Annotated in this window: 25 protein-coding genes; 9 read left to right on the top strand and 16 right to left on the bottom strand. The window is 59.1% G+C overall.

The genetic code is table 11. The annotated features are described in order from the left end of the window. Positions 1–7: 7 nt before the first annotated feature. The 4 genes from AKL27_RS06890 to AKL27_RS06875 form a co-directional block, all read right to left on the bottom strand. Complete coding sequence (locus AKL27_RS06890; protein ID WP_050462057.1) at positions 8–2,551, bottom strand: response regulator; 2,544 nt, start codon at positions 2,549–2,551, stop codon at positions 8–10. A gap of 196 nt (positions 2,552–2,747) precedes the next feature. Continuing rightward, entirely contained in the window at positions 2,748–4,391 is a 1,644-nt protein-coding gene (gene pgm, locus AKL27_RS06885) for a phosphoglucomutase (alpha-D-glucose-1,6-bisphosphate-dependent) (RefSeq protein ID WP_050462056.1), read from the bottom strand. 131 nt (positions 4,392–4,522) lie between these two features. Further along, positions 4,523–4,987: a hypothetical protein gene (locus AKL27_RS06880; RefSeq protein WP_050462055.1), complete on the bottom strand. Its 465-nt coding sequence runs from the start codon at positions 4,985–4,987 to the stop codon at positions 4,523–4,525. Positions 4,988–5,277: 290 nt separating this feature from the next. Beyond that, complete coding sequence (locus tag AKL27_RS06875) at positions 5,278–5,529, bottom strand: GlsB/YeaQ/YmgE family stress response membrane protein (RefSeq protein WP_050462054.1); 252 nt, start codon at positions 5,527–5,529, stop codon at positions 5,278–5,280. A gap of 256 nt (positions 5,530–5,785) precedes the next feature. Here AKL27_RS06875 and galU point away from each other — a divergent pair, with 256 nt between their 5' ends. The 4 genes from galU (at position 5,786) to AKL27_RS06855 (ending at position 9,706) form a co-directional block, all read left to right on the top strand. Beyond that, positions 5,786–6,706: a UTP--glucose-1-phosphate uridylyltransferase GalU gene (galU, locus tag AKL27_RS06870; RefSeq protein ID WP_050462053.1), complete on the top strand. Its 921-nt coding sequence runs from the start codon at positions 5,786–5,788 to the stop codon at positions 6,704–6,706. Positions 6,707–6,958: 252 nt separating this feature from the next. Next, positions 6,959–7,963, top strand: coding sequence for a M14 family zinc carboxypeptidase (locus AKL27_RS06865; RefSeq protein ID WP_198155900.1), 1,005 nt, complete (start codon positions 6,959–6,961; stop codon positions 7,961–7,963). Continuing rightward, on the top strand, positions 7,960–8,715 hold the full coding sequence (locus tag AKL27_RS06860; protein WP_050462052.1) for an alpha/beta fold hydrolase: 756 nt from the start codon (positions 7,960–7,962) through the stop codon (positions 8,713–8,715). The genes AKL27_RS06865 and AKL27_RS06860 overlap by 4 nt, the downstream gene beginning before the upstream one ends. A 418-nt stretch (positions 8,716–9,133) precedes the next feature. After that, the gene (locus AKL27_RS06855; RefSeq protein ID WP_050462051.1) at positions 9,134–9,706 is read left to right on the top strand and encodes a hypothetical protein; all 573 of its coding nucleotides are present in this window, start codon (positions 9,134–9,136) and stop codon (positions 9,704–9,706) included. A gap of 6 nt (positions 9,707–9,712) precedes the next feature. Here the strand turns inward: AKL27_RS06855 and AKL27_RS06850 are convergent, their stop codons facing one another. The 3 genes from AKL27_RS06850 to AKL27_RS06840 form a co-directional block, all read right to left on the bottom strand. Next, positions 9,713–10,018 carry a hypothetical protein gene (locus AKL27_RS06850; protein WP_050462050.1) on the bottom strand — a complete coding sequence of 102 codons (306 nt, stop codon included), beginning with the start codon at positions 10,016–10,018 and terminating at the stop codon, positions 9,713–9,715. Between the two features lie 31 nt (positions 10,019–10,049). Continuing rightward, a complete protein-coding gene (locus AKL27_RS06845) occupies positions 10,050–11,159 on the bottom strand; it encodes a branched-chain amino acid ABC transporter substrate-binding protein (RefSeq protein WP_050462049.1) in 1,110 nt (369 codons plus the stop codon). 167 nt (positions 11,160–11,326) lie between these two features. After that, positions 11,327–12,175: an MOSC domain-containing protein gene (locus tag AKL27_RS06840; RefSeq protein WP_050462048.1), complete on the bottom strand. Its 849-nt coding sequence runs from the start codon at positions 12,173–12,175 to the stop codon at positions 11,327–11,329. Positions 12,176–12,259: 84 nt separating this feature from the next. Here AKL27_RS06840 and AKL27_RS06835 point away from each other — a divergent pair, with 84 nt between their 5' ends. Further along, entirely contained in the window at positions 12,260–12,706 is a 447-nt protein-coding gene (locus AKL27_RS06835) for a CopD family protein (protein WP_050462127.1), read from the top strand. A 15-nt stretch (positions 12,707–12,721) separates the two neighbouring features. On the opposite strand, the gene alaC is transcribed toward AKL27_RS06835, so the two are convergent. Together alaC and AKL27_RS06825 are read right to left on the bottom strand one after the other, a co-directional pair. After that, positions 12,722–13,954, bottom strand: coding sequence for an alanine transaminase (gene alaC / locus AKL27_RS06830; protein WP_050462047.1), 1,233 nt, complete (start codon positions 13,952–13,954; stop codon positions 12,722–12,724). A gap of 150 nt (positions 13,955–14,104) precedes the next feature. After that, positions 14,105–15,016: a LysR family transcriptional regulator gene (locus AKL27_RS06825; RefSeq protein WP_050462046.1), complete on the bottom strand. Its 912-nt coding sequence runs from the start codon at positions 15,014–15,016 to the stop codon at positions 14,105–14,107. Positions 15,017–15,112: 96 nt separating this feature from the next. Between AKL27_RS06825 and AKL27_RS06820 the strand changes: the two genes are divergently transcribed. Further along, complete coding sequence (locus AKL27_RS06820) at positions 15,113–16,036, top strand: alpha/beta hydrolase family protein (RefSeq protein ID WP_083438907.1); 924 nt, start codon at positions 15,113–15,115, stop codon at positions 16,034–16,036. Here AKL27_RS06820 and AKL27_RS06815 read toward each other — a convergent pair. Both AKL27_RS06815 and AKL27_RS06810 read right to left on the bottom strand, forming a co-directional pair. Next, complete coding sequence (locus AKL27_RS06815; RefSeq protein WP_050462045.1) at positions 16,005–16,925, bottom strand: DMT family transporter; 921 nt, start codon at positions 16,923–16,925, stop codon at positions 16,005–16,007. The genes AKL27_RS06820 and AKL27_RS06815 overlap by 32 nt on opposite strands. Further along, positions 16,922–17,656: a GNAT family N-acetyltransferase gene (locus AKL27_RS06810; protein WP_050462044.1), complete on the bottom strand. Its 735-nt coding sequence runs from the start codon at positions 17,654–17,656 to the stop codon at positions 16,922–16,924. The genes AKL27_RS06815 and AKL27_RS06810 overlap by 4 nt, the downstream gene beginning before the upstream one ends. Positions 17,657–17,782: 126 nt before the next feature. Between AKL27_RS06810 and pdxR the strand changes: the two genes are divergently transcribed. Continuing rightward, complete coding sequence (gene pdxR / locus AKL27_RS06805; RefSeq protein ID WP_050462043.1) at positions 17,783–19,273, top strand: MocR-like pyridoxine biosynthesis transcription factor PdxR; 1,491 nt, start codon at positions 17,783–17,785, stop codon at positions 19,271–19,273. Positions 19,274–19,284: 11 nt separating this feature from the next. On the opposite strand, the gene AKL27_RS06800 is transcribed toward pdxR, so the two are convergent. From AKL27_RS06800 to AKL27_RS06780, 5 genes are all read right to left on the bottom strand, one after another. Further along, on the bottom strand, positions 19,285–19,668 hold the full coding sequence (locus AKL27_RS06800; RefSeq protein ID WP_050462042.1) for a VOC family protein: 384 nt from the start codon (positions 19,666–19,668) through the stop codon (positions 19,285–19,287). Between the two features lie 40 nt (positions 19,669–19,708). Beyond that, positions 19,709–20,659: a hydroxymethylglutaryl-CoA lyase gene (locus tag AKL27_RS06795; RefSeq protein ID WP_050462041.1), complete on the bottom strand. Its 951-nt coding sequence runs from the start codon at positions 20,657–20,659 to the stop codon at positions 19,709–19,711. A 105-nt stretch (positions 20,660–20,764) separates the two neighbouring features. Next, the gene (locus AKL27_RS06790) at positions 20,765–21,676 is read right to left on the bottom strand and encodes a LysR family transcriptional regulator (RefSeq protein ID WP_050462040.1); all 912 of its coding nucleotides are present in this window, start codon (positions 21,674–21,676) and stop codon (positions 20,765–20,767) included. A gap of 52 nt (positions 21,677–21,728) precedes the next feature. After that, positions 21,729–22,208 carry an acyl-CoA thioesterase gene (locus AKL27_RS06785; RefSeq protein ID WP_050462126.1) on the bottom strand — a complete coding sequence of 160 codons (480 nt, stop codon included), beginning with the start codon at positions 22,206–22,208 and terminating at the stop codon, positions 21,729–21,731. 151 nt (positions 22,209–22,359) lie between these two features. Continuing rightward, positions 22,360–23,322: a 2-hydroxyacid dehydrogenase gene (locus AKL27_RS06780; protein ID WP_050462125.1), complete on the bottom strand. Its 963-nt coding sequence runs from the start codon at positions 23,320–23,322 to the stop codon at positions 22,360–22,362. 425 nt (positions 23,323–23,747) lie between these two features. Between AKL27_RS06780 and AKL27_RS06775 the strand changes: the two genes are divergently transcribed. Both AKL27_RS06775 and AKL27_RS06770 read left to right on the top strand, forming a co-directional pair. Further along, positions 23,748–24,452 carry an MgtC/SapB family protein gene (locus AKL27_RS06775; RefSeq protein WP_050462039.1) on the top strand — a complete coding sequence of 235 codons (705 nt, stop codon included), beginning with the start codon at positions 23,748–23,750 and terminating at the stop codon, positions 24,450–24,452. A 31-nt stretch (positions 24,453–24,483) separates the two neighbouring features. Beyond that, entirely contained in the window at positions 24,484–24,831 is a 348-nt protein-coding gene (locus AKL27_RS06770; protein WP_050462038.1) for a hypothetical protein, read from the top strand. Positions 24,832–25,093: the final 262 nt, after the last annotated feature.

Below are 25,093 nucleotides of genomic sequence, written 5' to 3'. Positions count from 1 at the left end.
ATGCGGATCAGCGCGGAGTGGCAGAAATCAATGCCAGCACTGCTTCCAGTTGTTCGAGATCGAATGGTTTGGGTAAGGAAAAGGCATCAATTCCGGCATTCTTGGTGACCACGTTACCGTAGCCGGAAGCGAATACGATATGCAGCGCCGGCTGGGCAACCCGTGCCCGGCGTGCCAGCTCAACCCCGGAGATGCCGGGCAGACTGACATCGGTAAACAACACATCAAACGCACCAGCGGCCAACGCGGTCAATGCAGTTTCGCCATTGGTGTGTCCCTCGGCGCTGTGCCCCAGCGACTCCAGCAATTCACATACCAGATGCTGGGCGTCGAGGTTATCTTCCACCACCAGGATACGGAAACCGGCAGCGGGCTGCACCGCCACCGGGTCCGGCATCACGCTGGCCTTGCGATCCAGCATGGCGCGGATTTTCCGGGCCAGGGTTTCCTGACGGTACGGCTTGCTCAGCAAGGCCACGCCGCTGTCGAGCCGGCCATCATGAACAATGGCATCCTCGGCATAACCCGAGGTAAACAATATCTGCACCTGCGGCAACAGTTCTCTGGCGTGACGTGCCAGATCAGGACTGCGCACATGGCCCGGCATGATCACATCGGTAAACAGCATGTCGACGGTAACCCCACGGCGCAGCATATCCAGCGCGTCATCGCCGTTGACCGCAGTCACTACCCGGTAACCGAGGGTACTCAACGTATCGTGCACGGTGAGCCGCACACTGGCATCATCCTCTACCACCAGTACCGTTTCATTGCCGCCGCGCACAAGCTCGTCACCCGGTTCCTGCACGATGACATCGGCTGCCATCGAGCGCCGCAGATAAATGCGAATCGCCGTGCCGCGCCCCAGTTCGCTGTCGATATCGATGTGGCCGCCGCTCTGGTGCACGAAGCCGTACACCATGCTCAGCCCCAAACCGCTGCCGGCGCCTTTGGTGGTAAAGAAGGGTTCGAATGCGCGGGCCCGCACATCCGCCGGCATGCCACGGCCGTTATCACTGATCGTCAGCACCACGTATTCGCCCGGGCTGACATGGTCGGCGCCCGGCCATGCCGGGTCCGGCAATGTCGCATTGCGCGCCTGCAGCGTCAGGACGCCGCCATCGGGCATGGCGTCGGCCGCATTCAGCACCACATTGACGATCATGCTTTCGAACTGATGCGGATCAATCAGCGTATTCCAGATGTCGCTGTCAATCGCGTTGTCGATCTGTATTGTCTCTACCAGTGCCCGTCGCAACAAATCCTGCATGCCATGCAATACCCGCCCCGGATTGGTACTGACTGGCTGCAACGGCTGCCGCCGCGCGAATGCCAGCAATTGCGTCGACAGTTTGGCACCGCGCCCGGCCGCCGTCACGGCGCGTTCCAGACGCAGATTGGTTTGATCGGACAAGTTGCGATCGGCTTGCAGCAATTGCAGATTGCCGGTAATGACTTGCAAGACATTATTGAAATCGTGCGCAATACCGCCGGTCAATTGCCCCACCGCTTCCATTTTCTGTAATTGCCGCAAGGCTTCTTCAGCTTCGCTGCTCTTGCGGATTTCTTCGGCCACGCGCAGTTCCAGCGTTTCATTCAAATGCAGCAATGCCTCTTGGGCAACACAACGCTCGGTGATATCGCTGCCTTCGATAAAAATGCCGGTGACACGTCCGTCCACCGAGCGAATCGGCTGGAAGATGAAATCCAGTACCCGCGCCTCCAGTTCGCCGTGCTCGGTCGGCAACAAATAATGCTGCTCGCGTCCGACATAGGGGGTGCCGCTGCGATACACATGATCCAGCAAATCGAATACCGACTTTTCTCCGTCTGCCACCTCAGGCAATACGCTGCGTATCGGCTTACCCGTAACCGCGGTACGGTGAAACAAGCGCAGACAGGAACTGTTTGCCAGTTCCACCACATGCGTGGGTCCGCGCAACACGGCCATGAAACCCGGCGCCTGCTCAAACAGATCGCGCAGAAATCCGGTCTCCACCGCGAGGCTGCGGTTAATGCGCTGCAAACGCTGTTCTTTTTGCTGCCGCTCACGGTCCTGCAACATGCGCGCCGTGGTTTCAATCACGGTACACAATACGCCGCGTACTGCCGCAGCTTCATCATAGACAGGGGTATAGAACAGATCGAACCAGACGTCTTCGTCGCGCCCGTTGCGGGCCACGACCATATGCTGATCCGTGTAGGTCAGCACTTCGCCGCGAAACCCGGCTTCCAGCACCTGGCGGTTCCAGTCCCAGATTTCCGGCCAGATCGCCGGCACTGTCGCGCCCAGTGCGTGTGGATGGCGGGCGGCTGCAATCTCGGCATAGCTGTCGTTGTACAACATGACATGGTCTTCGCCCCACATCAGCACCATGGCCACCGGCGAGTTCAAAATGATATCGACCGCCGTACGCAAGCTTTGCGGCCACGCATCAAGTTTGCCCATGCTGGTCGCGGCCCAGTCGAAACCGCGCACCAACGCGCCGGCATTGCCGCCACCGCGCGGCCAACCGGATTGTGTGATGCTGCTGTTGATGACTGTACTCATGGCGCTGATGGCATTGGCTGACGCAGCCGGTCAATGACGATTCCCCCGTATGGCTTATAGTAAAACATTCTGGTGCGTCAGCACCGCCGCCGCGCGTCATTCAGACTTGTCCGATACAGCCGCAAGCCGCGCAACTACGGCATTGCAGCGTACACTTCATGATGTCCTACAGCATTTTCAGGACTCTTCCGACACCTCAGGACAGTGCGTGCGTGACGATCTGCTGCGCTTGCGCAAAGATTTCTTGCAGATGGGCGTCATTGCGAAAACTCTCGGCGTAAATCTTATAGATGTTTTCCGTGCCGGACGGTCGTGCCGCAAACCAGCCGTTATCGGTCACGATCTTGAGGCCGCCGAAGGCTTTGCCATTGGCTGGCGCAGTCGTCAATATCTGACGAATGGTTTCCCCGGCCAGCTCGGTGGAGCGCACATTCTCCGGCGACAACGCGCTCAGCAATTTCTTTTGCTCCGGCGTTGCCGCGGCCTCGATACGGCCGTTGCATGGCCGTCCCAGGCGTTCGGTCAGCGCCTGATACATCTCACCGGGATCGCGCCCGCTGCGGGCGGTCATTTCCGCCGCCAGCAGCGCCGCCGTCATACCATCCTTGTCGGTGCTCCAGGAAGTACCATCCATGCGCAGGAACGATGCGCCGGCACTTTCTTCGCAACCAAGTCCCAGGCTGCCATCGGCCAGGCCGCCGACAAACCATTTGAAGCCCACCGGCATTTCCTGCAATGGCCGTTGCAAATCAGCGGCCACGCGGTTGATCATCTGGCTGCTGACCAGCGTTTTGCCAATCCCGGCATCGGCACGCCAGCCCGGACGATGCGTGAACAGATAAGACACCGCAGCCGCCAGATAATCATTGGTCGGCATCAGGCCGACGCTCTTGGTGACAATGCCGTGACGATCGTGGTCGGTATCACAGGCAAAAGCGATATCGAAACGCTCCCTGAGACCGATCAATTCCTTCATCGCATACGCCGACGACGGGTCCATGCGAATCTGCCCATCCCAATCCAGCGGCACAAAGCGGAAAGTAGCGTCTACCAGCGGGTTGACCACTTCCAATTGCAAACCGTGGCGTTCCGCAATCGCCGGCCAATAATCGACACCAGCACCGCCGAGCGGATCGACGCCCATGCGGATGCCGGCGCTGCGAATGGCGGCGACATCCACCACGTTCGGTAAATCGTTGACGTAAATATCGAGGAAATCGTAGCGATGCGTACTCGATGCACGCAACGCACGTTCGAACGGAATCCGGGCAATGCGTCCGACACCTTCCTGCAACAAGGTATTGGCACGGCGTTCGATCCAGGTAGTGACATCGCTGTCGGCCGGACCACCGTTGGGCGTGTTGTATTTGAAACCACCGTGTTCCGGCGGATTATGGGACGGCGTGATCACAATGCCATCGGCAGGCGCATGGGCATGCTGGCGGTTGTGCATCAGAATCGCATGTGACACCGCTGGTGTCGGCGTGTACTGACTGCCGCGCGCGATCATGGTTTGCACGCCGTTGCCGGCCAGCACTTCAAGCGCGGTAGCAAAGGCCGGCATGGACAAGGCGTGGGTATCGATGCCGAGAAACAAGGGGCCGGAAATAGCGTTTTGCTGCCGATAGTCGCAAATTGCCTGCGTGATCGCCAGCACATGCCATTCGTTAAAACCGTGGGCGGTAGCACAGCCGCGGTGACCGGAAGTACCAAACGCCACGCGATGTGCGGCGACGCCGACATCCGGCTGCAGTGCGTAATAGGCAGTGACCAGTGCTGCCAGATCGGTCAGTGAAGATAAGGTGGCGCGTTGCCCCGCCAGAGGACTGATGCTGCTCATAAATGGTTTTCATTTCCGAATGAGAAGATGGATGCCGTAATGCAAGGTGACCACGCCATTCTAATGCTTGCGGGATCAGACAGCTATCGCCCCCTCCGGTCGCGCTCCTGACAATTTCTGACGGTGCGGCTTCAAGGTGCCGGCACGACTCCCAGATCAATCTCGGCAAGGCGCGGCAAACGTGGCGACGGGCGATGCGTCTGCGGCCTTTGGGTGCGATTTTCGATGTTGAGGGCGGCCAGTTTTTGCAACGCCGCGATGCGGTTGGTGCCCGGCCTGCGCGCGGCACTTTCCAGTTCTTGCAGCGCCGCTGCCAGCCATGGATACAGCGTATCGCGTCGCAGTTGATTACGCTGCGTCAGTTGCAACAGCCAATCGGCAGTCAGAATCGACGGCTCGCTGGCCTGACATACGCGGCCGCCAAGACGGGCATTGCTGCCGAGATAGGCCAGCGCCAGACGGCGACGGCAATCGGCAATGCCTTCCTGCGTATCGTATCGGGTGCGACAGGCAGCGGCTTGTTGCACATAGCCAGGCCAATCGCCCTGCACTACTTGTTGCGGCGCATGCGCCGTCGTGACTGATGCTTCCGACATGTCCCATCCCCCTGCAAAAGACGCGGCAAGAATGCGGCAAAAAGCCGGAGCGATACCTGGGACAATGCATGAATCAACACGCCGTTTTTCTGAAGCTGGCTGCTGCATCGAGCGCACACTGACTATCTGCGCTGCACATCCCCGTCACGCCACCAGACCGCATCGTGTTGCGCCGAACTCCGGTGTGATTCAGCGCGCGCATGACAGCAACCGCCGCATGCCCCCGCCGTACAACGCCATTCACATGCAAACCGGCCGCATCCACAGATGCGGCCGGTTGATGTTGCTATCTACGCTCGTTTGATGATACGCAACAGCAGCAGCAGGACTACTGCGCCGATGGTTGCCGTAACGATGGAAGCTGCCATGCCGCCGCCGACGCCGATCCCGAACAACCCTGCCAGCCAGCCGCCAATAAAAGCACCGACGATACCGACCAGTATGTCCACCAGCAAGCCGAAACCGCCACCTTTTACCAGAATGCCGGCCAACCAGCCAGCGATGGCACCGATAACCAGCCAAGCAATAATTCCATGGGACATGATGTTCCTTTCAGTTTGTTTTTGTCGAACACCGTCGTGATGCACGGTTGACATGATGATAAGAGTGCCTGCACGGCAAATGTATCGGACGGTTTCCGATTCGCTTGTAGGACAACGGGAAGTCCGCTGGCTTCGCTGCACTGCCGCAAGTCCTACAAGGCAAAGAGACAGTTTCCTATAGTCAATCGATATCAGTTTTCTTTATGGTAAGTCCAGATCTTATTTGATCCGCCTTTCAATCAACATAGAGCAGAACATGACCAAAATCACTAAAGCTGTATTTCCGGTAGCCGGGCTCGGCAGCCGCTTTTTACCGGCCACCAAGGCGCAGCCCAAAGAGATGTTGCCGATCGTCGACAAGCCGCTGATTCAATATGCAGTAGAAGAAGCCGTTGCCGCCGGCATCACGGAAATGATCTTTATTACCGGCCGCAACAAGCGCGCCATCGAAGATCACTTCGATACCGCCTACGAGCTGGAGTCGGAACTGGAAGCGGCCGGCAAGACCAAGCTGCTGGAATTCGCGCGCAATGTCATTCCCAAGCATGTGAATTGCGTCTACATCCGGCAGTCGGCGCCACTGGGTCTCGGCCACGCGGTGTTGTGCGCGCGCCCGGTCGTCGGCGATGAGCCGTTCGCGGTGATACTGGCGGATGACTTCATGGATGTCGATCAGGGTCGCAAGAATGTATTGGCGCAAATGACCGAGGTATTCGAACGCGAAGGAAAAAGTCTGCTGGCGGTACAAAACGTGCCGCGCAATGAAACGCGCCAATATGGCATCGTCAGCGCCCGGCCGTATCAGGACCGTCTCGATCAGGTCGATGCCATGGTAGAAAAGCCGTTGCCCGAAAATGCGCCATCGACGCTGGCGGTAGTCGGCCGTTACATCCTGACGCCGGCCATTTTCGATCATCTGGAAGGTATCGGCAAAGGCGCCGGTGGCGAAATCCAGCTGACCGACGGCATCGTCGCGCTGATGCAAGAACAAGCAGTGCTGGCCTATCGCTATCACGGTCTGCGCTATGACTGCGGCTCCAAACTCGGTTACCTGAAAGCCACAGTTGCGATGGGTGCCAAGCATCCGGAAACCGGCGCTGCTTTCACTGAATACTTGCGCCAGTGGCAGGATGAAAACACGCCGCAACCGGCACTCAAGCTGGCCAGCGCCGGCTAACAGCAGCGCCCCGGACGGCGTACACTGCACGCGTTTCAGGCAGATGGCGCTGCACGGCGCGGTCGGCAGAGCCATCCGCTCAAAATATCTCCGCGTCACAAGCATCTGAGCACTGCCATTCTGTGCAAGAATGAGGCCGGTGATCGCTGCCGCCTGCACGCAATGACGGCAACCGGTCGACCCCGTGACGGCCGCCCGCTGCTGCCGCCCACTTGCCCGCTGTGCCTGCCATGGAGTGCCTGTCGTCGCATCATGCAACCAAAGTTACCCGAACTGATTGAGCTGGAACGCATCATTGAAGCCGGCAAGTCCTTGCTGAACGCACGCATTGCTTGCAATGTCGAGGTCAAGGGCGAACGTTTTCCGGTCTATGTACTGACCATGGGCAGCAGCGACCCGCAGGCCCCGGCAGTCGGATTTTTCGGCGGCGTGCACGGTCTGGAACGCATCGGCACGCGCGTCTTGCTGGCGTTCCTGCGCAGTTTGCTGGCCCGTCTGCAATGGGATCCGGTATTGCATCATCAACTGACTTCGGTACGACTCGTCTTCATGCCGCTGGTCAATCCGGGTGGCATGTGGAACAACACCCGCTGTAATCCGGGCGGTGTCGACCTGATGCGCAATGCGCCGGTGGACTCGCTTGAAAAAGTCCCGTTTCTGCTCGGTGGTCAACGCTTCAGCGCCCGTCTGCCCTGGTATCGCGGAGCGGCCGACGCCCCCATGGAACCCGAAGCGCAAGCGTTGTGTGAAGTTGTCCGTACCGAACTGAGCTGCCGGCCATTCAGTCTGGCGCTCGATTGCCACTCCGGTTTCGGCTTGCAGGATCGCATCTGGTTTCCCTACGCCCACAGCGAGATACCGATCCGCCATCTGCCGGAAATCCACGCGCTCAAGGATTTGTTCAACCAGACGTATGCCGAACACAATTACCTGTTTGAACCGCAAAGTCTGCAATATCTGACCCACGGCGACCTGTGGGATTACCTGTATCTGCAAGCGACCACCGAAGGCAACAAGATATTCCTGCCACTGACGCTGGAGATGGGGTCGTGGCGCTGGGTCAAGAAAAATCCGCGCCAATTGTTTTCGCGCGACGGCATCTTCAATCCCAACAAGCCCCATCGGCAACAACGTGTCTTGCGCAGCCATTTGCTCTGGTTCGACTTCCTGACCCGCGCTGCCTGCGCCCACCAGTATTGGTTGCCACAGCCGGCAAGCGATGCCGGCCTGGCGCTGACTGCGGGTATCGCCGCATGAGTTGCTGGGTATTGTTGCGCGGCCTGATGCGTGAAACACGGCATTGGGGCGACTTTCCGGCGATCTTGCAGCAGGCCTTGCCGCACGCCCGCCTGACGCTGCTCGATTTACCCGGCAACGGTCAATTGCATGCGGAGCAAAGTCCGTCGCGGGTGGCGCAAATGACAGAAGCCTGTCGCCAGCAATTACACGCCATGCAGTTGCCGCCGCCTTACCATCTGCTGGCGCTGTCGCTCGGTGCAATGGTGGTATGCGACTGGGCCGCCCGGTATCCCGAGGAAGTTGCCTGCGGCGTGCTGATCAATACCAGCCTGCGTCCGTTCAGTCCGTTTTACCAGCGCCTGCGGCCGCACAATTACCTGCAATTGCCAACCCTGTTACTGGCCGATGCCACCCGGCGCGAACGCGCCATTCTTAAGCTGACCAGCAACCGGCCGCCATCGCTGCAGTTGCTGGCGCAATGGAGTTTGTGGCGACGCCAATATCCGGTAACGCGGCGCAATGCCTGGCGTCAGTTGCAGGCGGCAATGCGCTACCGCGCGCCGTCCGCAGCACCGGCAGTGCCGTTGCTGGTGCTGACCGGCAAAGGTGATCGATTGGTTGATCCACGTTGCTCGCAGGCATTGTCACGGCAATGGCAAATACCGTTGCGGGAACATCCGGACGCAGGCCATGATTTACCACTCGATGACCCGCAATGGGTGGCGGCACAGGTGCGCGACTGGCACCACGCAGGGCCCGACTGCAGTTGAGATCCACAGTTGAAATCCGCAGTTGCGATCTCTGCCTGCGCGCCGGCTTATGCGGTTGACGCATGACCACATGAAGAAATAATCGTAGTCAGATTGCGTCATGCTGCTTATAGTTGGTTCAAGAGAGATTCACTATTCAGCAACGCGACTTTCCAGATAGGACTGCGCGTTGCGAATCCTCTTGTTGCAACCTTCCCGCCCCTCCTCGTACGCTTTCCGTGGCCTCGCCTTCCCGCTTTGTTTTACCCGCGGATTTTTCACCTTGCTGCACATGGCATCGTCAGCGGCAACGAATGTAATCGATTTCATTGCGGCAAATCAAAAATAAATGCATAAAAACAATGATTTGCATGGCTTCAGCAATTGCCGTCATGTAAATAACGCTATATATTGTTTATATCAATTTCAAGGATAAACAATGACCACTCGTACCCCGCAGAAAAAAGCCGCTGCCCCGGCCCGCGCCAAAACCACCGCAGTCAAGGCAACTGCTGCCAAGCCGACACCGGCAAAAGCGGCAGCCGCCAAACCGGCCGCACCACGCAAGCCAGCCGCTGCAAAGTCGGCAACCGTAGCGAAAAAACCTGCTGCTGTAAAAAAAGTGAGGGCAAAACTGGCACCGGTTGCAGCCAAACCTGTTGCTGCCAAGCCAACTGTCGTTGCCAAAGTGGCAGCCAAGGTGATTGCTCCCGCCATCAAGGCACTGGCACCGGCACTGAAGAAGAAAACGGTGCATGCGCCGAAACCGGCCAAGAAATCCGAAATCAAGATCAAGAAAATCAAGCAGGTGCGCGACAGTTTCACCATGCCGGAAACTGAATATGACGTCATCGGTCAGGTCAAGAAAGCCTGTCTGAAGGCCGGATTTGAAATCAAGAAAAGCGATCTGCTGCGCATCGGCATCCTGCAGATCAAGAGCCTCGATGTACCGAAGCTCAAGACATTGCTGGCTGCGCTGACACCATTGAAAGTCGGCCGTCCGAAGAAATGATGTGAATCAGAATCGCGCAATCTGACCCGGTGCGTGCGCCGGGTCAGTCTCCACGGTCTCGATGCTCTTGAGGCCGGGCCGGATCTTCACCGCATGTACGCGCGGCCCCGCGCTTACCTTCTCGCCTTCGGTAAGTACCGTCCATACATCTTCACCATATTTGAGCGCCTCCAGCACATGGATGATGTGGCTTTCGGCCGGCCTGGTTTTCCAGCGGTTGGTATCGGTATCGGCCAGCCCCCAGCGCACCCGCTGCACATATTGTCCGGTTGGATCGTAGCTGATTGCAGTAATGACGCGAATGACCGGCATGAGATTCCTTGGTTCTTGAGATTGATTCGGATCAGCGCCGGGAGCCAATCATCTTGACCGGCACCCAATTCGCATTTTTTACCTGATATACCGTGAAGGCCGGATTGCGCAAGTTGCCTTCGGCATCGAATGAAATCAACCCGGTAATGCCTTCATACCGGATTTGATGCAACGCTGCAGCAATTTTTTTCGGCTCCAGCGAATTCGCCTCGCGCACCGCTGCCACCAGCACGCCTACGCCGTCATAAGAAAACGGCGCAAACAATTCCATGGTGCTCCCCGCCCGTTCGCGATAGCTCTTCTCGAAACGCTTCCATTGTGCACCTTTGTACGACGGCAAGCCGGGCTCCACCGCAATGGTGCCTTCACCGGCAGCACCGGCGGCGCTCAGGAACGGCTGGCCAACGGTGCCGTCGACACTGACCAGCCGTGCGGCAATATTGAACCGTTTGAGATCGCGCGCGAATTGCCCGGCCTGGGTATCCAGCCCGCCGAAGAAAACCACGTCGGGTTCCGTCAGCGCCATTTCCTTCAAGACCGCATTGAAGTCGGAAGTTTTGCTGCTGACCGTATAGCGCGACACGACATTGCCACCGCCGGCCTGTACCGAGCGCGCAAACTGTTCCGCATAGCCGGCACCGAATGCAGTCCGGTCGTCGACGATGGCGATACGACGTGCACGCAATTGGCGTAATACATAGTCGGCACTCAGGTCAGCGCCTTCATCATCATGCCCCACCATCCGGAAAGAGGTCGCCAGATTTTGCTGGGTATAGGCTCTGGCGGTCGATGCCGAGGCCAGTTGTGCGATGCCGGCCTTGGCATAGATCCGCGAGGCCGGGATGCTGACGCCCGAGTTCCAATGGCCAATCACGCCAATCACGCCGCTTTTGACCAGATATTCGGCGACCAGCACGCCAGTCGCCGGATCCGCCCGGTCGTCCTGGCTGATCAACTTGAATACCAGACGTTCGCCTTGCAAACGTATCTCGCTGCGGTTGGCATCGTCAACCGCCATCTCCACCGCTCGCAACAAATTCAGACCGGCCGGTGCCGAAGCGCCGGTCAGCGGTCCGGCGTAACCGATCAACACCGTCTTGTCGGCAGCCCGCAGCGCCGGCGTCACCAACATCGAACTCATCAGGCAGAAACTGCAAAGGATCTTCAAGCAATCCTGTCTTGTCATCACACATTCCCCGGGTGTATCGTTTTTATCATGACGAGATGCATTGCGCGGCGCATGCATGCTCGCTTGCAGTTGGCGTTAATGTTACCTCAGGCGGTGCCGGAAAATGCATATCCGATGCATCAAAATTTGAAGGCGTACTCCAGCGCCTGACCGACTTCCAGATACTGACCATTTCCTGACGTGACGATGGCATTCTGGCCGAAGGTCAAACCACCTTCCATACGCGGATCGGCGCGGTAAGTTGCCATGGTATCGAGCGGCTCATGCGGCCATTGCGGATGGCGCAGGCCGCTGTGCTGATCAATGCCGGGGATCTCGCAACGGATACACGGTTTGACCAGTTGCAGCACGATGTCGCCGCCGGCGCTCACGGTATCCAGATAATCTTCCTCGCCAACGTCCAGTCCGTCCAGCACCAGGTTCGGCCGGAAGCGCTCCATCGGCAACGCCGGCGCTCCCTTTTGCTGCATGCGGCGATTCAGGTCCTGCAACGTCGCGGTGGCGGTAACCAATAACGGAAAGCCATCGGCAAAACGGGTGCTGGCAGCAATGCCATTGGTCCAGCGTGCACTGCAGGCACGGGTGATGACCGGATCGAAACGCACCAGCCGGGCCTCGGCGCCCATGACTTGGGAAAACCAGCGGCCTGCAATATCGCCCTCGTCGAGCGCCGGCAATTGATCATCCCACACCGTTACCGGTATCGCGTCCAGTGGCGCGGCCGGTGTCAGCGGCACCTGCAAGGCCGGCATGCCGGGCGCTTCGACGCTGAGCCGGTCGCCATGCAAGGTCGGCACGATGGTCGCCATGTGCGCATGTTCCCGTTGTGACAGAAAGCGGCCGGCGGCATCAACCAGCATCCACTGGCGGTCATGGGCGAGTCCGGTACTGCCGAGCAAGGCCCGCTGCATGCTGGTGCCACGGCAGGATTTGATGGGATAGATGTACAACGCATTCAGGGTAATCATGGAATCACTATCGGCGAGTAAAGTGCGGCGTGCTCTCACGCATGAGACAATGCGCCACTTTTAAGTTCATCGGGAGACATCATGATGGCAATTGCCAAATTCTTGCACATACTCGGCTTCACCATTTGGGTCGGCGGCATGTTCTTTGCCTACATGACACTGCGGCCGGTGGCTGCCGTCAGTCTGGCGCCGCCGCAACGACTGACGCTCTGGCATGGTGTGTTCAGCAAATTTTTCACTTGGGTATGGCTGGCGATTCTGGCGATTCTCGCCAGCGGCTTGTTCATGATGGCGAAACTGGGCAAACCGCCGATGTATATTTCCGGCATGTTCGTACTCGGCATTCTGATGATGCTGATTTTCGCGCATGTCTTTTTTGCACCGTTCAAACGTTTGACGCGCGCGGTTGCCGCCGAAGACTGGAGCGCCGGCGGCGCCGCACTGGGACAGATTCGTCAACTGGTCGGCATCAATCTGGTGCTCGGCCTGTTGACGATCACGCTGGGCGCGCTCGGCCCCATGCTGCTGTAACGCGCCTGCCGCCGGTCAGCGTTGCGGCTTGGCGGCCGCAGCGCTGTTTCCGCTTTTATCTGCCCGCAACATGCTCTTGATGCCGCGCACCGCCTGCCGGATGCGCGCCTCATTTTCAATCAAGGCGAAGCGCACGTACTCGTCACCATATTCGCCGAAGCCGATACCCGGCGACACACACACCTTGGCCTGTTCCAGCAATTGCCTGGCGAACTCGAGCGAGCCGAGATGCCGGTATGCCTCCGGAATGCGCGCCCAGATATACATCGAAGCCTTGGGGATATCGACCATCCAGCCGGCTTCATGCAAGCCCTTGGCCAGCACGTTGCGGCGACTCTCATAGTTGGCGCGAATGTCTTCCACGCATTGCTGATCACCTTCCAGCGCGGCAATCGCCGCCACCTGCACCGGCGTGAAGCTGCCGTAATCGTGATAACTCTTGATGCGCGCCAGTGCCGCCACCAGCTCCTTGTTGCCGACCATGAAGCCGATGCGCCAGCCCGCCATGTTGTAACTCTTCGACAGTGTAAAGAACTCCACCGCGACATCGCGTGCCCCCGGCACTTGCATGATGGACGGTGCTTTCCAGCCATCGAACACGATATCGGCGTAGGCCAGATCGTGCACCACCAGAATATTGTGTTCCTTGGCCAGCTTGACCACGCGCTCGAAAAATTCCAGCTCCACGCATTGCGCAGTGGGATTGGACGGGAAGCCCAGCACCATCATTTTCGGCTTGGGATAGCTCTCGCGAATCGCGCGTTCCAGCTCGGAAAAGAAATCGACATCGGGACTCATGCGCACCGAACGGATATCGGCGCCGGCGATGACTGCGCCATAGATATGAATCGGATAGCTGGGATTGGGCACCAGTACCGTGTCGCCCTTGTCGAGCGTGGCCAGCATCAGATGCGCCAGCCCTTCCTTGGAGCCGATGGTGACAATCGCTTCGCTGTCCGGATCAAAACTGACGTCGTAGCGACTCTGATACCAGTGCGCGATGGCGCGCCGCAAACGGGGAATGCCCTTGGATGCAGAATAACCGTGAGTGTCCGGCCGCTGAGCGACTTCCACCAGCTTGTCGACGATATGTTGCGGCGTGGCGCCGTCGGGATTGCCCATCGACATATCGACGATATCTTCGCCGCGACGGCGCGCCGCCATTTTCAGTTCGGCAGTGATATTGAAGACGTAAGGAGGCAGGCGATCGATGCGCGAAAAACTGCGCGGAATGCGGGATTGAGTCATGTTGTACTTTCACGTAAGCGCCCGGAACCGTCCGAGCGACGTTGGAACATCAGATGTTCCGCCGACGATTCTACGACAGACTTGATGGCAATGTACAGCCCCTTTGCTGCAAACAATCTGCGGCATCACATTACGCAGACAATGATGAAATCATTGCACCAATGGCAGTACCGGTTGCGAACTCAGGAATTCAAGCAGACGGCGAATCCGCAGTGGTACCATGCGCCCCGGCAAATGCAATGCATAGGCAATATCGCCGTTGGCGGCATCTGCCGTCCAGTCCGGCAGCAGTCGCAGCAATTGTCCGGCCGCCAATTCCTGCCGTATGCAATAGTCGGGCAACACGGCCATGCCCAACCCCGCCACGACAGTCTCCTTGACCAGCCCGAGGTCGTTGGACACCAATACCGGCTCTTGCAACAATTGAATCTGTTCTGCACCACGCGATAATTGCGGTGCGCGGAAACGCTGCAGCCGCGAAAAGCCCGCCAACGGCAGATGCGCCAGCCCGGCTGCGTCAGGTTGCTGCGGCAAGCGCGCCAATAACTGCGGCGCCACACACAGATGCCACGATACGGCAAACAACTTTTTCGCCACGACATTGTCGGGTGGCCGCGACGTCACCCGAATCGCCAGATCGGCGGCATCGCGCAACATATCCACGCTCTGTTCGCTCAACCGCAAATCAACATTGATGCGTGGATTGGACCGCATATAGCTCATGATCAAGGGCTTTAGCCACATCGCCCCCAAACCTGGCGGCGCCGATATGCGCAGCAAGCCGCCGGCATCCTGATTCAAGCCCTGCCCCAGCAGATTCGCCTGCTGCAAGGTCTGCGCCATATGCGCGGCATGGCCGGCCAGACGGTGCCCCGCTTCCGTCAGCGTCACGCTGCGCGTAGTGCGCACCAGCAATGGACACCCCAGTTGCAGCTCGATGGCCTTGATGCGGTGACTCAGCGCAGAACGCGACAAGCCCAATTCCTGCGCCGCCTTGCTCAGGCTGGCAGTGCGGGCGACATGATGAAACACAATCAGCGCGTTGGCATCGAGGTTTTTCATTGGTGAACCTGTTTCAACAAAGAGGTGAGCTCAGCATAGCTTATGCGTACCGGCTTTGCTTTCTACAATGCAGATATCACCATTTTCTGAATCATCATGCATATCGAATCCGAAATCCAGATCGCCGCCACCGATGGTTATCCGCTCGGCGCCACCCTGCACTACGCAGATGATTCGGCGCAACCGCAGTTGCTGGCCATCATCAATTGTGCCACCGGCGTCAAGGCAAGTTATTACGCCAGATACGCACGCTTCCTGGCGGATCATGGCTATCTTGTGATCAGTTGGGATTACCGTGGCATCGGCCGTTCCCGTCCGGCCTCACTGCGCCGGCTGCAAGCCAGCAAACGCGACTGGGGTGAAAAGGATTTTGAAGGCATCTTGCAATGGGCCATCAAGAATTTTCCGCAACACCGGATACATGTGATCGGCCACAGTATCGGTGGCGTGATGCCCGGCTACAGTGAGTCCAATCGGTGCATCGAACGCTTGTTGCTGGTCGGTGCGCAATTCGCTTACTGGAAAGATTACGCGCCGGCGGCACGGCACCGGATGTATTGGAAATGGCATGTGCTGATGCCGCTGCTGACGACGCTCTGCGGCTATTTTCCTGGACGGGCCCTGGGCTGGCTGGAGGACTTGCCGGCCGCGGCGGCCTTCGAATGGGCCACGCGCGGACCCCGCATCGATCACCATGACCCGCATCTGAGCGCGCGCTTCAGTCATCTGCGGGCGCCGATCCTGGCCTGGAGCATCAGTGACGATAACTTCGGCACGCCCGCCGCCATGACTCGCCTGCTGGATTATTACACCGGTAGTGATCGCACGCTGCTGCGCATCACGCCGGCGCAACTGCATTTGCCGCAGATCGGCCATTTCGCATTTTTTCATGACCGTTTCAGCACCAGCCTGTGGCCGGAAACCTGGCATTGGCTGAGTACCGGACAGGTCTTGCGACCGGCGTTGCGACACTTTGCGGCGACGCCGGCTACCCTGCACGCGGCACCGCCGGCCGGCTGAATGTCCCCAGCGCGATGCCGCCCACGATCAGCGCCATTGCCGCCAGCAATGGCCAGCCGAGACGCTCACCGAGAAACAATGCCGAACAGGTGATACCGAAGATCGGCACGCCGAGCAAGCCGAGCGCCGTCGTCATCGCCGGCAGTGCCCGGTTCACCAGCGTGATGGCCCAATATGCCAGCGCGATACCGAACAGACCGCTGTACAGCATCTGCAATACCAGTTCCCAATGCCAGTTGATCTGCGGCCAGCCTTCCAGATACAGCGCACAGGCCGATAACACGCAGGTCGCCAGCAAGGCTTGCCAGAACAGCAGGCCAAACGGATCGGCCAGCCATTTGTGGGCGCGCACATACAAGATGCTGGCGGCCCAGAACATGGCGGCTAGCAAAATCATGGCATTGCCGTACACCGCCTGAGAATTGTTCCAGTCAAATGTCAGCGGATTGAAAATGAACAGCAAACCGGACAAGCCCAGCGCGCAACCGGCTGCACGCTGCCAGGTAAATCCTTCGCCCAGCAACCAGCGCGCGCCCGGCCCCACCCACAACGGCGTGGTGTAAGCCAGCACCACCGAGCGACCGGCCGACACGTGTTGCAGACCGATATTGGCCAGCATGGCGAAAGCACTCATGTGCAACAAGCCGATACTGAACACGACCGGCAAATCACCGCGCTGCGGCAACCGCAAGCGCCCGCGCAATAACAGCAACAACGCCAGCGTGCCAATCCCGGTGCGCAAGGCGCAGGCCCAGATCGGCGTCACATCGTGCAGCATGAGTTTGTTGACCGGCCAGGTACTGCCCCAGGAAAAAATCACCAGCGCCAGCAACACCACCGCATGGCTGCGCCGCAAGGTCACGTTTGGCGCCAGCGATACAGGTTTCATGCGGCGACGGCATTGCCGGTGACATCCTGCATGACTTGCCCGAGACTGCGACGCTGCTTGCCATCAGCATCGAAATTGGCCGGTTCCAGCCAGCGCTCATAGGCATTGCGCAATGCCGGCCATTCACTGTCGGTGATCGAAAACCAGGTGGTATCGCGCGAGCGCTGCTTGTACACCAGCGCCTGCCGGAACAATCCCTCGAACTGAAAACCATAACGCAAAGCTGCGGCACGCGACGGTGCATTCAGGCTGTCGCATTTCCATTCATAACGGCGATAGCCGAGTTCATCGAACGCGCGCCGCATCATCAGGAACATGGCTTCGGTGGCGATACGGGTGCGCTGCAACAGCGGCGAGAAATTGATGTTGCCGACTTCGATCACGCCGGAATTCGGATCAATCCGCATCAACGCCGCCACACCGAGTGCCTGCCCGCTTTCCACATCAACGATGGCGTGAAACAGAGGATCGGTGCTGGTGCTCATTTTATGCACCCAGGATTGGTAAGCCGCAAAATCGGCCGGCGCATCATGAAACAGATAAGTCCAATTAGCACCGTCGACATCCCCGCGATTAGCCTCAAACAGCTGCGCCGCATGCACTTCCGGATCCAGCGTTTCCACTCTGCAATAACGGCCATACATGGCAGTGGCCGGCGGCAGTTCGCGGGGAGTCCATTGCGGCAAGGCCGGTCCGATCGGTTGACCAAGGTGATTGAGGCGAGTTGTCATGGGTATGCCAGGTGATTTGGTTGAACAAGGTGCTCAGATTAGTGCTAAATTTGGCATCTCGAAAGAGCCAATATCAACGGATTTGAGCAAACCAATTTCTGTCAACCAATTCATCGCGAGCAATCCATGCCAGCATCGGTACCAGCCGCCTCCCCGTTTCCGTTTGACCCGACCGGATTGCGCCTGAACGCCGGTAAAGGCCTGGCGATTCAGGTCTATGAAGCCTTGCGCGACCGCATTCTCAGCGGCAGCATTGATCCCCGCGTGAAATTGCCGACCACCCGTGAACTGGCGCTGGCCTTGCAGATTTCGCGTACCACCGTGGTACGCGCCTACGATCAGTTGTATGCCGAGGGGTATATCAGCGCCCGCGTCGGCGACGGCACTTACGTTTCCGCTCCGGCGTCGGCGCTCACCCGGCAGGCCAATCCCGCCAGCAGCGCGCCGCAATTGTCGCAACTGGCACAGCGCCTGGAACAACGCCGCGCGCCGCCGGCGCCGTCCGGTGCGCCTTGTGCCTTCCGGCTCGGACTGCCGCCGCTGGATTTGTTTCCCAGCGCGATCTGGTCCCGTCTGCATGCCGATTTCTGGCGCCACACACCAGAGCACCGCATCGGCTACAGCGACCCGGCCGGTGATCTGCAATTGCGTAGCATGCTGGCCGGCTATCTGCGCCATGCCCGCGGTTTGGTGTGCGACCCGGAACACATCATCATTACCGCCGGCACCCAGCAAGCCATTTTCACGTGCGCCCAGTTGTTGCTCAATCCGGGCGAACTGGCGGCTATTGAAAATCCCGGCTATCAACGCGCCGGTGCGGCACTGGCGCTGGCCGGGGCGCGCTTGTGCGGGATCGCGGTCGACGCCGAGGGGCTGGTCACCGAGCAGTTGAAGGCGCACAGCGCGGCGCGACTGGTGTATGTCACGCCATCCAATCAATACCCGACCGGCGTTACCTTATCGCTGGCACGCCGGCTGGAATTGCTGGCCTGGGCCGAACACAGCGGCGGCTACATTCTGGAAGATGATTACGACGGTGAATATCGTTACAGCGGTACTCCGCTGGCTTTGCTGACCTCGCTCGACCGCGCCGGCCGGGTGTTGTACATGGGCACCTTTTCGAAAATCGCCTTTCCCGGTTTGCGGCTCGGCTATATCGTTGCGCCACCGGCGCTGGCAGCACCGCTGGCCAATCTGCGCGGCCAATATGATCGCCATTCGTCATGTGCCGAACAGGCCGTCATGGCCGAATTCATTACGCAAGGACATTTTCACCGCCATGTCAGACGCATGCGACGCGCCAGTCGCGCGCGCCGCGATACGCTGCTGGGCGAATGGGAACGACTGCGCCCCGGCGGCGTGGTGTTGCCCGACATCGCGGCCGGTCTGCATTGCTGCGCCAGCCTTGAGTCGCCGCAGCGGGAACAGCAATTGATCGCCGCCGCGCAGGCGGCCGGGGTCGAAATCACCGGACTGAGCCGGTTCTGGTTCGATCACAACGAGGTCGCCGGCAGCGTGGCCGACAGCAGCGGACTGGTGATGGGGTTTGGCAGTATTGATGAGGCCGCCATCGCCCGCGCCGTGAAAACATTGCAGCAGGCCTGGCGGCATGTGTAGCTGCGGGCCGGCTACGCCAATTCCGAAATTTCAATCAGATTCAGATCGGGATCACGCACGTACACCGAACGGATCTTCTGCGTCGCACCGGTGCGCATGACCGGGCCTTCGATGATCGGCCATTGCTGCGCGTGCAGATGTGCAATGACCTGCTCCAGCGGCACACTGGCGATAAAACACAGATCCAGCGCGCCGGGCACCGGCAAATGCGCTTTCGGCTCGAATTCCTGGCCGCGTATGTGAACATTGATTTTCTGGTTACCGAAGCGAAATGCAATGCGCCCGGCGCCGAAGGTTTCCAGTTCCATGCCCAATACCTCGGTATAGAAACGAATGCTGGCTTGTGCGTCAACGCAAGTCAGTACCAGATGGTCGAGATGATCGATGATGCGCATGCCTGCTCCCTGAAATCAACAATGACTCATCAGCACTACTTCAAGCCGATTGTAATTGTTCTGGCTGCGGGTGCAAGTCCAGCCGGCGACCGGCCTTGAGCACCTGACCCGGCACCTCATGCCCGATCATGGCCGGCAGCAAACACGCCGCCTGCAATACCGCAGTCAGATCGATGCCGGTACGATACCCCATCAGGTCCAGCATATGGATCATATCTTCGGTACACACGTTGCCGCTGGCGCCCGGCGCGTAGGGACAGCCGCCAAGGCCGCCCAGGGCGGCGTCGAAACGCACTACGCCGGCATTGATTGCCGCCAGGGTGTTGGCCAGCGCCATGCCGCGCGTATTATGAAAATGCAGGGTCAGTTGCTGTTCGCCAAAGCGTGTGCGTGCGCCTTCGCAAATGCGCTGCACTTGCGAAGGAAATGCCATGCCGGTGGTATCGCACAAGGTGAATCCATGCACTCCGATAGCGGCGAAGCGGTCCATCCAGCGCCAGATCTCATCGTCGGCGATATCGCCCAGCATCGGGCAACCGAAGGTGGTCGACAGCGAAACATTGATCAGCACCGGCGTGCGCTTGAGCACCGCTACCACTTCCTGCAATTGCTGAAACGATTGCTCGCGCCCCATCCGCAAATTGGCGCGATTGTGGCTTTTGCTGAGCGACATCACCAGATTGGCTTCATCGATCTGACATGCGAGGGCACGCTCGGCACCGCGCGCATTCGGCACCAGCACCGTGTAGAGCACATCCGGATGACGCCGGATGCGATGCATGACGGCTTCGGCATCGCGCAAGGCGGGAATGGCCCGTGGCGAAGTAAAGGAGGTCACTTCAATCTTGGCGAAGCCGCAGTTGCTGAGGCGATCAATCAGCGCGATCTTGTCATCGGTGTCGATAAACTTCGCTTCATTTTGAAAACCGTCGCGCGGTGCGACTTCATTGATGTACAGGTTGATCCGGCTGGGATCGGTGGTGCTCGGCATGGGGCCTCCGGTTGGATGTCGCCATGATGAACCGGCCGGCGCTGAATGACCATGTCTGATTATTTGAGCACCCTTGCCAGATCAGCAAGGGTCACGGATCAGCCTTCAGCGCGACTGGCGCAAATCGGAAGTCAGGAACTCAAACAGGCTGGCGGCCTCGGCCGGCAATACTGCACCGGCTTTCACGCCGGCCCACAAGGTGCGCTGCGCCCAACTGTCCGTGAGCGGGATGGCGCGCAAGCCGGCGCCCAGAATTTCTTGTCGTACCGATGCCTGCGGCAGAATGCCGATGCCGAGTCCGGCTTCGATCATGCGGCAGATGGCATCAAAACTGCTGACTTGCATGCGCACTTTCAGCGCCCGCTGTGCGGCACTGGCTGCATCCACCAGCCGCGCCTGCAGCGAACTGCCCTGGCTCAGGCCGATGTAATCAAAATCCAGCGTGGCAGCGAATTCAATCTCGCTTGCGCTCGCCAACGGATGCCCCGGCGGCACCAGCAGCACCAGCTTGTCTTGCCGGTAAAAACGTTTTTCTATTTGCGGCGCCGCGATGTTATCGGCAAAGATGCCGATATCGGCCTGACCTTGCTCCAGGGCATCGACGATATCGCTGCTGACACGCTCTTCCAGTCCGATATGGACGTCGGGGTGAGCGGCCAGAAACAGCGGCAAATCTTGCGGCAGAAATTGAATCACTGCCGATGTATTGACCCAGATCCGCACGTGGCCGCGTACCCCGACTGCAAAATCGTCCATCTCGCCGGCCATGCGGTTGACCTGATCGATGATGCGGCGCGCATGATCCTGCAAGCCCTGCCCGGCAGGTGTCAGCGTGACCCCGCGCGGCTGGCGCAGCAACAAGGTGCAATCGGTGGTTTTTTCCAGTTCGGCAATTCGCTTGCTGACCGAGGACAACGTGGTGTGAGCGCGCTCGGCCGCCTTGGTCAGACTGCCTGATTCCGCCACCAGCAAGAACAGACGCAAGGATTGCAGATCAAAATGGGTGGGATTGATCATGGACAACGCGCGGTATCCGGCGTCGCCGGCGACCGGCCGCTACCCGCGACAATCATGGCTGCCGCACCGCTTCGAAACGTTGCGACAATTCCTGACGCAGTTTCTTGCGCAGAATGGCTTCGTCGAAGCGTCGCTTCTCTTCCGCCGAGAATGGCCGCAACGGCTGCACTGCGACCGGGCGACGCTCATCATCGACCGCCACCATCGTGAAAAAGCAACTGTTGACGTGACGCACGACCTGGGTCCGGATATTCTCGGCCACCACCTTGACGCCGACTTCCATCGACGAGGTCCCGGTGTGATTGACGCTGGCCAGAAAGCTGACCAGTTCGCCGACGTGGATGGGCTGGCGAAACATGACCTGGTCGACGCTCAGGGTAACCACATACTGTGCCGCATAACGGCTGGCGCAGGCATATGCCACCTGATCCAGCAGCTTGAGAATGGTACCGCCATGCACATTGCCGGCAAAATTGGCCATATCCGGCGTCATCAGGACGGTCATGGTGAGTTGATGAGATGGCATGTCCATGGCTTTTGGCTTTCTCTGAAAAATCGGTCCGGCAAATTCGGTATTGGCACCGCCGCTGACATCAATGTTCAGCGACAGCAATCAACCGGGAAGCGTAGCGCTTCTGCGCACCGCTCGCAAGTGCGCCATGCAGAAAATCTGCCAGCTACCCTCATTCGTGCCCGCGACTTGCAAAATGGCGTGCCGCATGCGCCATAAAGGCGCTGATCGAAGCATTGATCGCTTCCGGCGAACGTCCGGCAACATGCGGGCTCAATACCACATTGGGCAAATCCAGCAAGGCCGCCGGCGGCAGTGGTTCACTTTCATAGACATCCAGCCCGGCACCGGCGATCTCTCCGTTACGCAAGGCCTGTGCCAGTGCCGCCGTATCGACCACGCTGCCGCGTCCGATATTGACCAGATAGCCGTCCGGCCCCAGCGCCTTGAGCTCGGCACTGCTGACCAGATGACGCGTAGCCGCCCCGCCCGGCGTCGCCAGCACCAGCACATCGGACCAGGCCGCCAGTTCGGCTACGTGCGCATAGTAGGGATAACTGACATCCGGCCGCTGCGAACGGCCGCAATACGCGATTTGCATATCAAAAGCCGCCGCGCGACGGGCAATTTTCTGGCCAATATTGCCAAGCCCGACCACTCCCAGGCACTTGCCCGACAATTGCGGGCGCATCGGCAAGGCATCGCGCCAGACACCCTCGCGGCAGGCACGGTCAAATTGCGGAATGGCGCGCACCACGGCCAGCAACAAGGCCAGTGCCTGATCGGCCACGACATTTTCATTGGTGCCGGCACCGTTGGCGACTTCAATCCCATGCGCGGCGGCATGGACGGCGTCAATATTTTCAACACCCGCGCCTTGCGCGCAGACCAGCGTCAGGTTCGGCAACGCACGCATCTCCACTGCGCTCAGTCCGGCCGTGCCGTTGGTCAGCACCGCCTGCGTGGCATGCACGGCGTGGGCCGGATCAGCGGCCGCAGCAATCATGGCCGCCCGGCTGGCCGGGTCCGGCGCATACACAAAATCGAACATGGCAGCAATGCGACGCTGGTTTTCCTCGCTCATGTGAATCAGGATCAGCAAGGCAATTTTTGGCAATGGAGTAATGGATGTCATGGCAGTCAGAATGAGGAAAATGCAGGAAAACAAAAGCTGTGCGATGAATTCTATGGCGAAATCAGGATCCGCGTTTTTCACCCAAAACTGTCGCTGTCGCCATTCGTGTACACCGCCTCAGTAAACGCTTGACGGGGGTGCCCCCATCAACTATATTTCGCGCATCTAATTTTTCGGATTCGACACGAAGTGGACAGTTGTTCTAAACATGCCAAGCAGATGGGTTTGTAACCCGAAACGTCCTTTTCAGTAGCGATCCCCAGCTGCGACCGAGACGTATCGGTTGCAGTGTCTGGCGAGTCAAACTCGCACACCGCCTTTCCCATCTTTTCATTATTGAGTGATCCGCAGCGCCGGCCGCATGGTCGCACCTGTCTGCGGGCGGCCCGATGCTGCATGCGTCTGGCCACAGGAAAGGATTACAGATGGAACCTCATATCTTCGCCCTGCGCGTCTTGCTGGCGCTGTTTCTGGGCTCGGTCATCGGCGCCGAACGGCAAATGCGGCAACGCATGGCCGGCTTGCGCACCAATGCGCTGGTAGCCACCGGGGCCTCCTTGTTTGTGATGGTGTCGGCCTTTGAATCCGACCCGCAAGGCGCGACCCGCATCGCTTCGTATGTAGTGTCGGGTATCGGCTTTCTCGGTGCCGGCGTGATCATGCGCGAAGGCATCAACGTGCGTGGTCTCAACACTGCCGCGACCTTGTGGTGCTCGGCTGCGGTCGGCGTACTGTCCGGACTGGGTCACGCCTTCGAAGCGGCCATCGGCGCGGCTGCGATTCTGGGCGCCAATGTCTTGTTGCGCAGCGTATCGCATCTGATCAATCGCCAGGATTTGCAAGGCGCCACCGAAATCGAACAGGTGTATCGCCTGTCTATCGTCTGCCGTCCCGATGATGAAGTACAGGTACGCACGCTGATGCTGCATATGCTCAACGGCATGCCGCATCTGGTGGTGCAATCGCTGCACAGTGAAGATTTGCCTCAGGGCGACCGGCTGGAAGTGCGTGCCGACCTGATTACCTCGCCCAGCAACCATTTGCAACTGGAGCAGATCGTCAGCCGGGTCAGTCTGGAAAAAGGTGTCAGCGCCGCGCGCTGGGCAGTACTCAATGCAATTGAAGTCTGAAGTCTAACGTGTAACAAGAAAGGAGCATGCCATGCGTATTCCCACACTCGATGCTTTCCTCAACGGTGGCTACTTTCAGGTCCGCAGTACAACGCCGGGTACTGTCGAATCGTTTCCCTACCGGATTACCGCCTTGTGCCGCGGCGGCGATGTCAGCGATATCAGCGCGTTGATGCAATCGCATCTGGAACAGGCCTTCGGCCATGGCATCACGTTGCAGAACCGGCCGCACATGGCCTTGCCGCTGACGGAAATTGTCGCCGATATCAGTTGCAGCATTGCTCAGCGCGGCGAACTGGTGCAACTGGTGACGCGCCTCGGCTACGAATCCGGCGTCCGCAGCGTACGCTGGGAAAGCGTTCCGCACCGCCCGTGCTGAACCTGTTGCGGCCTGCCAGCGATGGCTGGCCGCATTTCAATGCCTGCGTTCGCGCGCGGCATGGAATCATGATCTGTTCCGCAACTGACTACGCCCCGCAACCTGTATTATTTCTCTCACACCTGAAGCAGCATTGCTGCTATCGTACGCATCATTAACGTTGTCCAAAAAAAACATCACAGACAACCACTTCCGTTTTCCATTCATACAGCGACGATGGAATCGAATTGCATGCCAGCGCCAAACGAGACAAACATTGCGG

Origin of the sequence: Herbaspirillum autotrophicum (assembly GCF_001189915.1) — a bacterium.
Taxonomy (GTDB): Bacteria; Pseudomonadota; Gammaproteobacteria; order Burkholderiales; family Burkholderiaceae_D; genus Herbaspirillum; species Herbaspirillum autotrophicum.
This window is presented reverse-complemented; position numbering and strand designations above follow the sequence as displayed.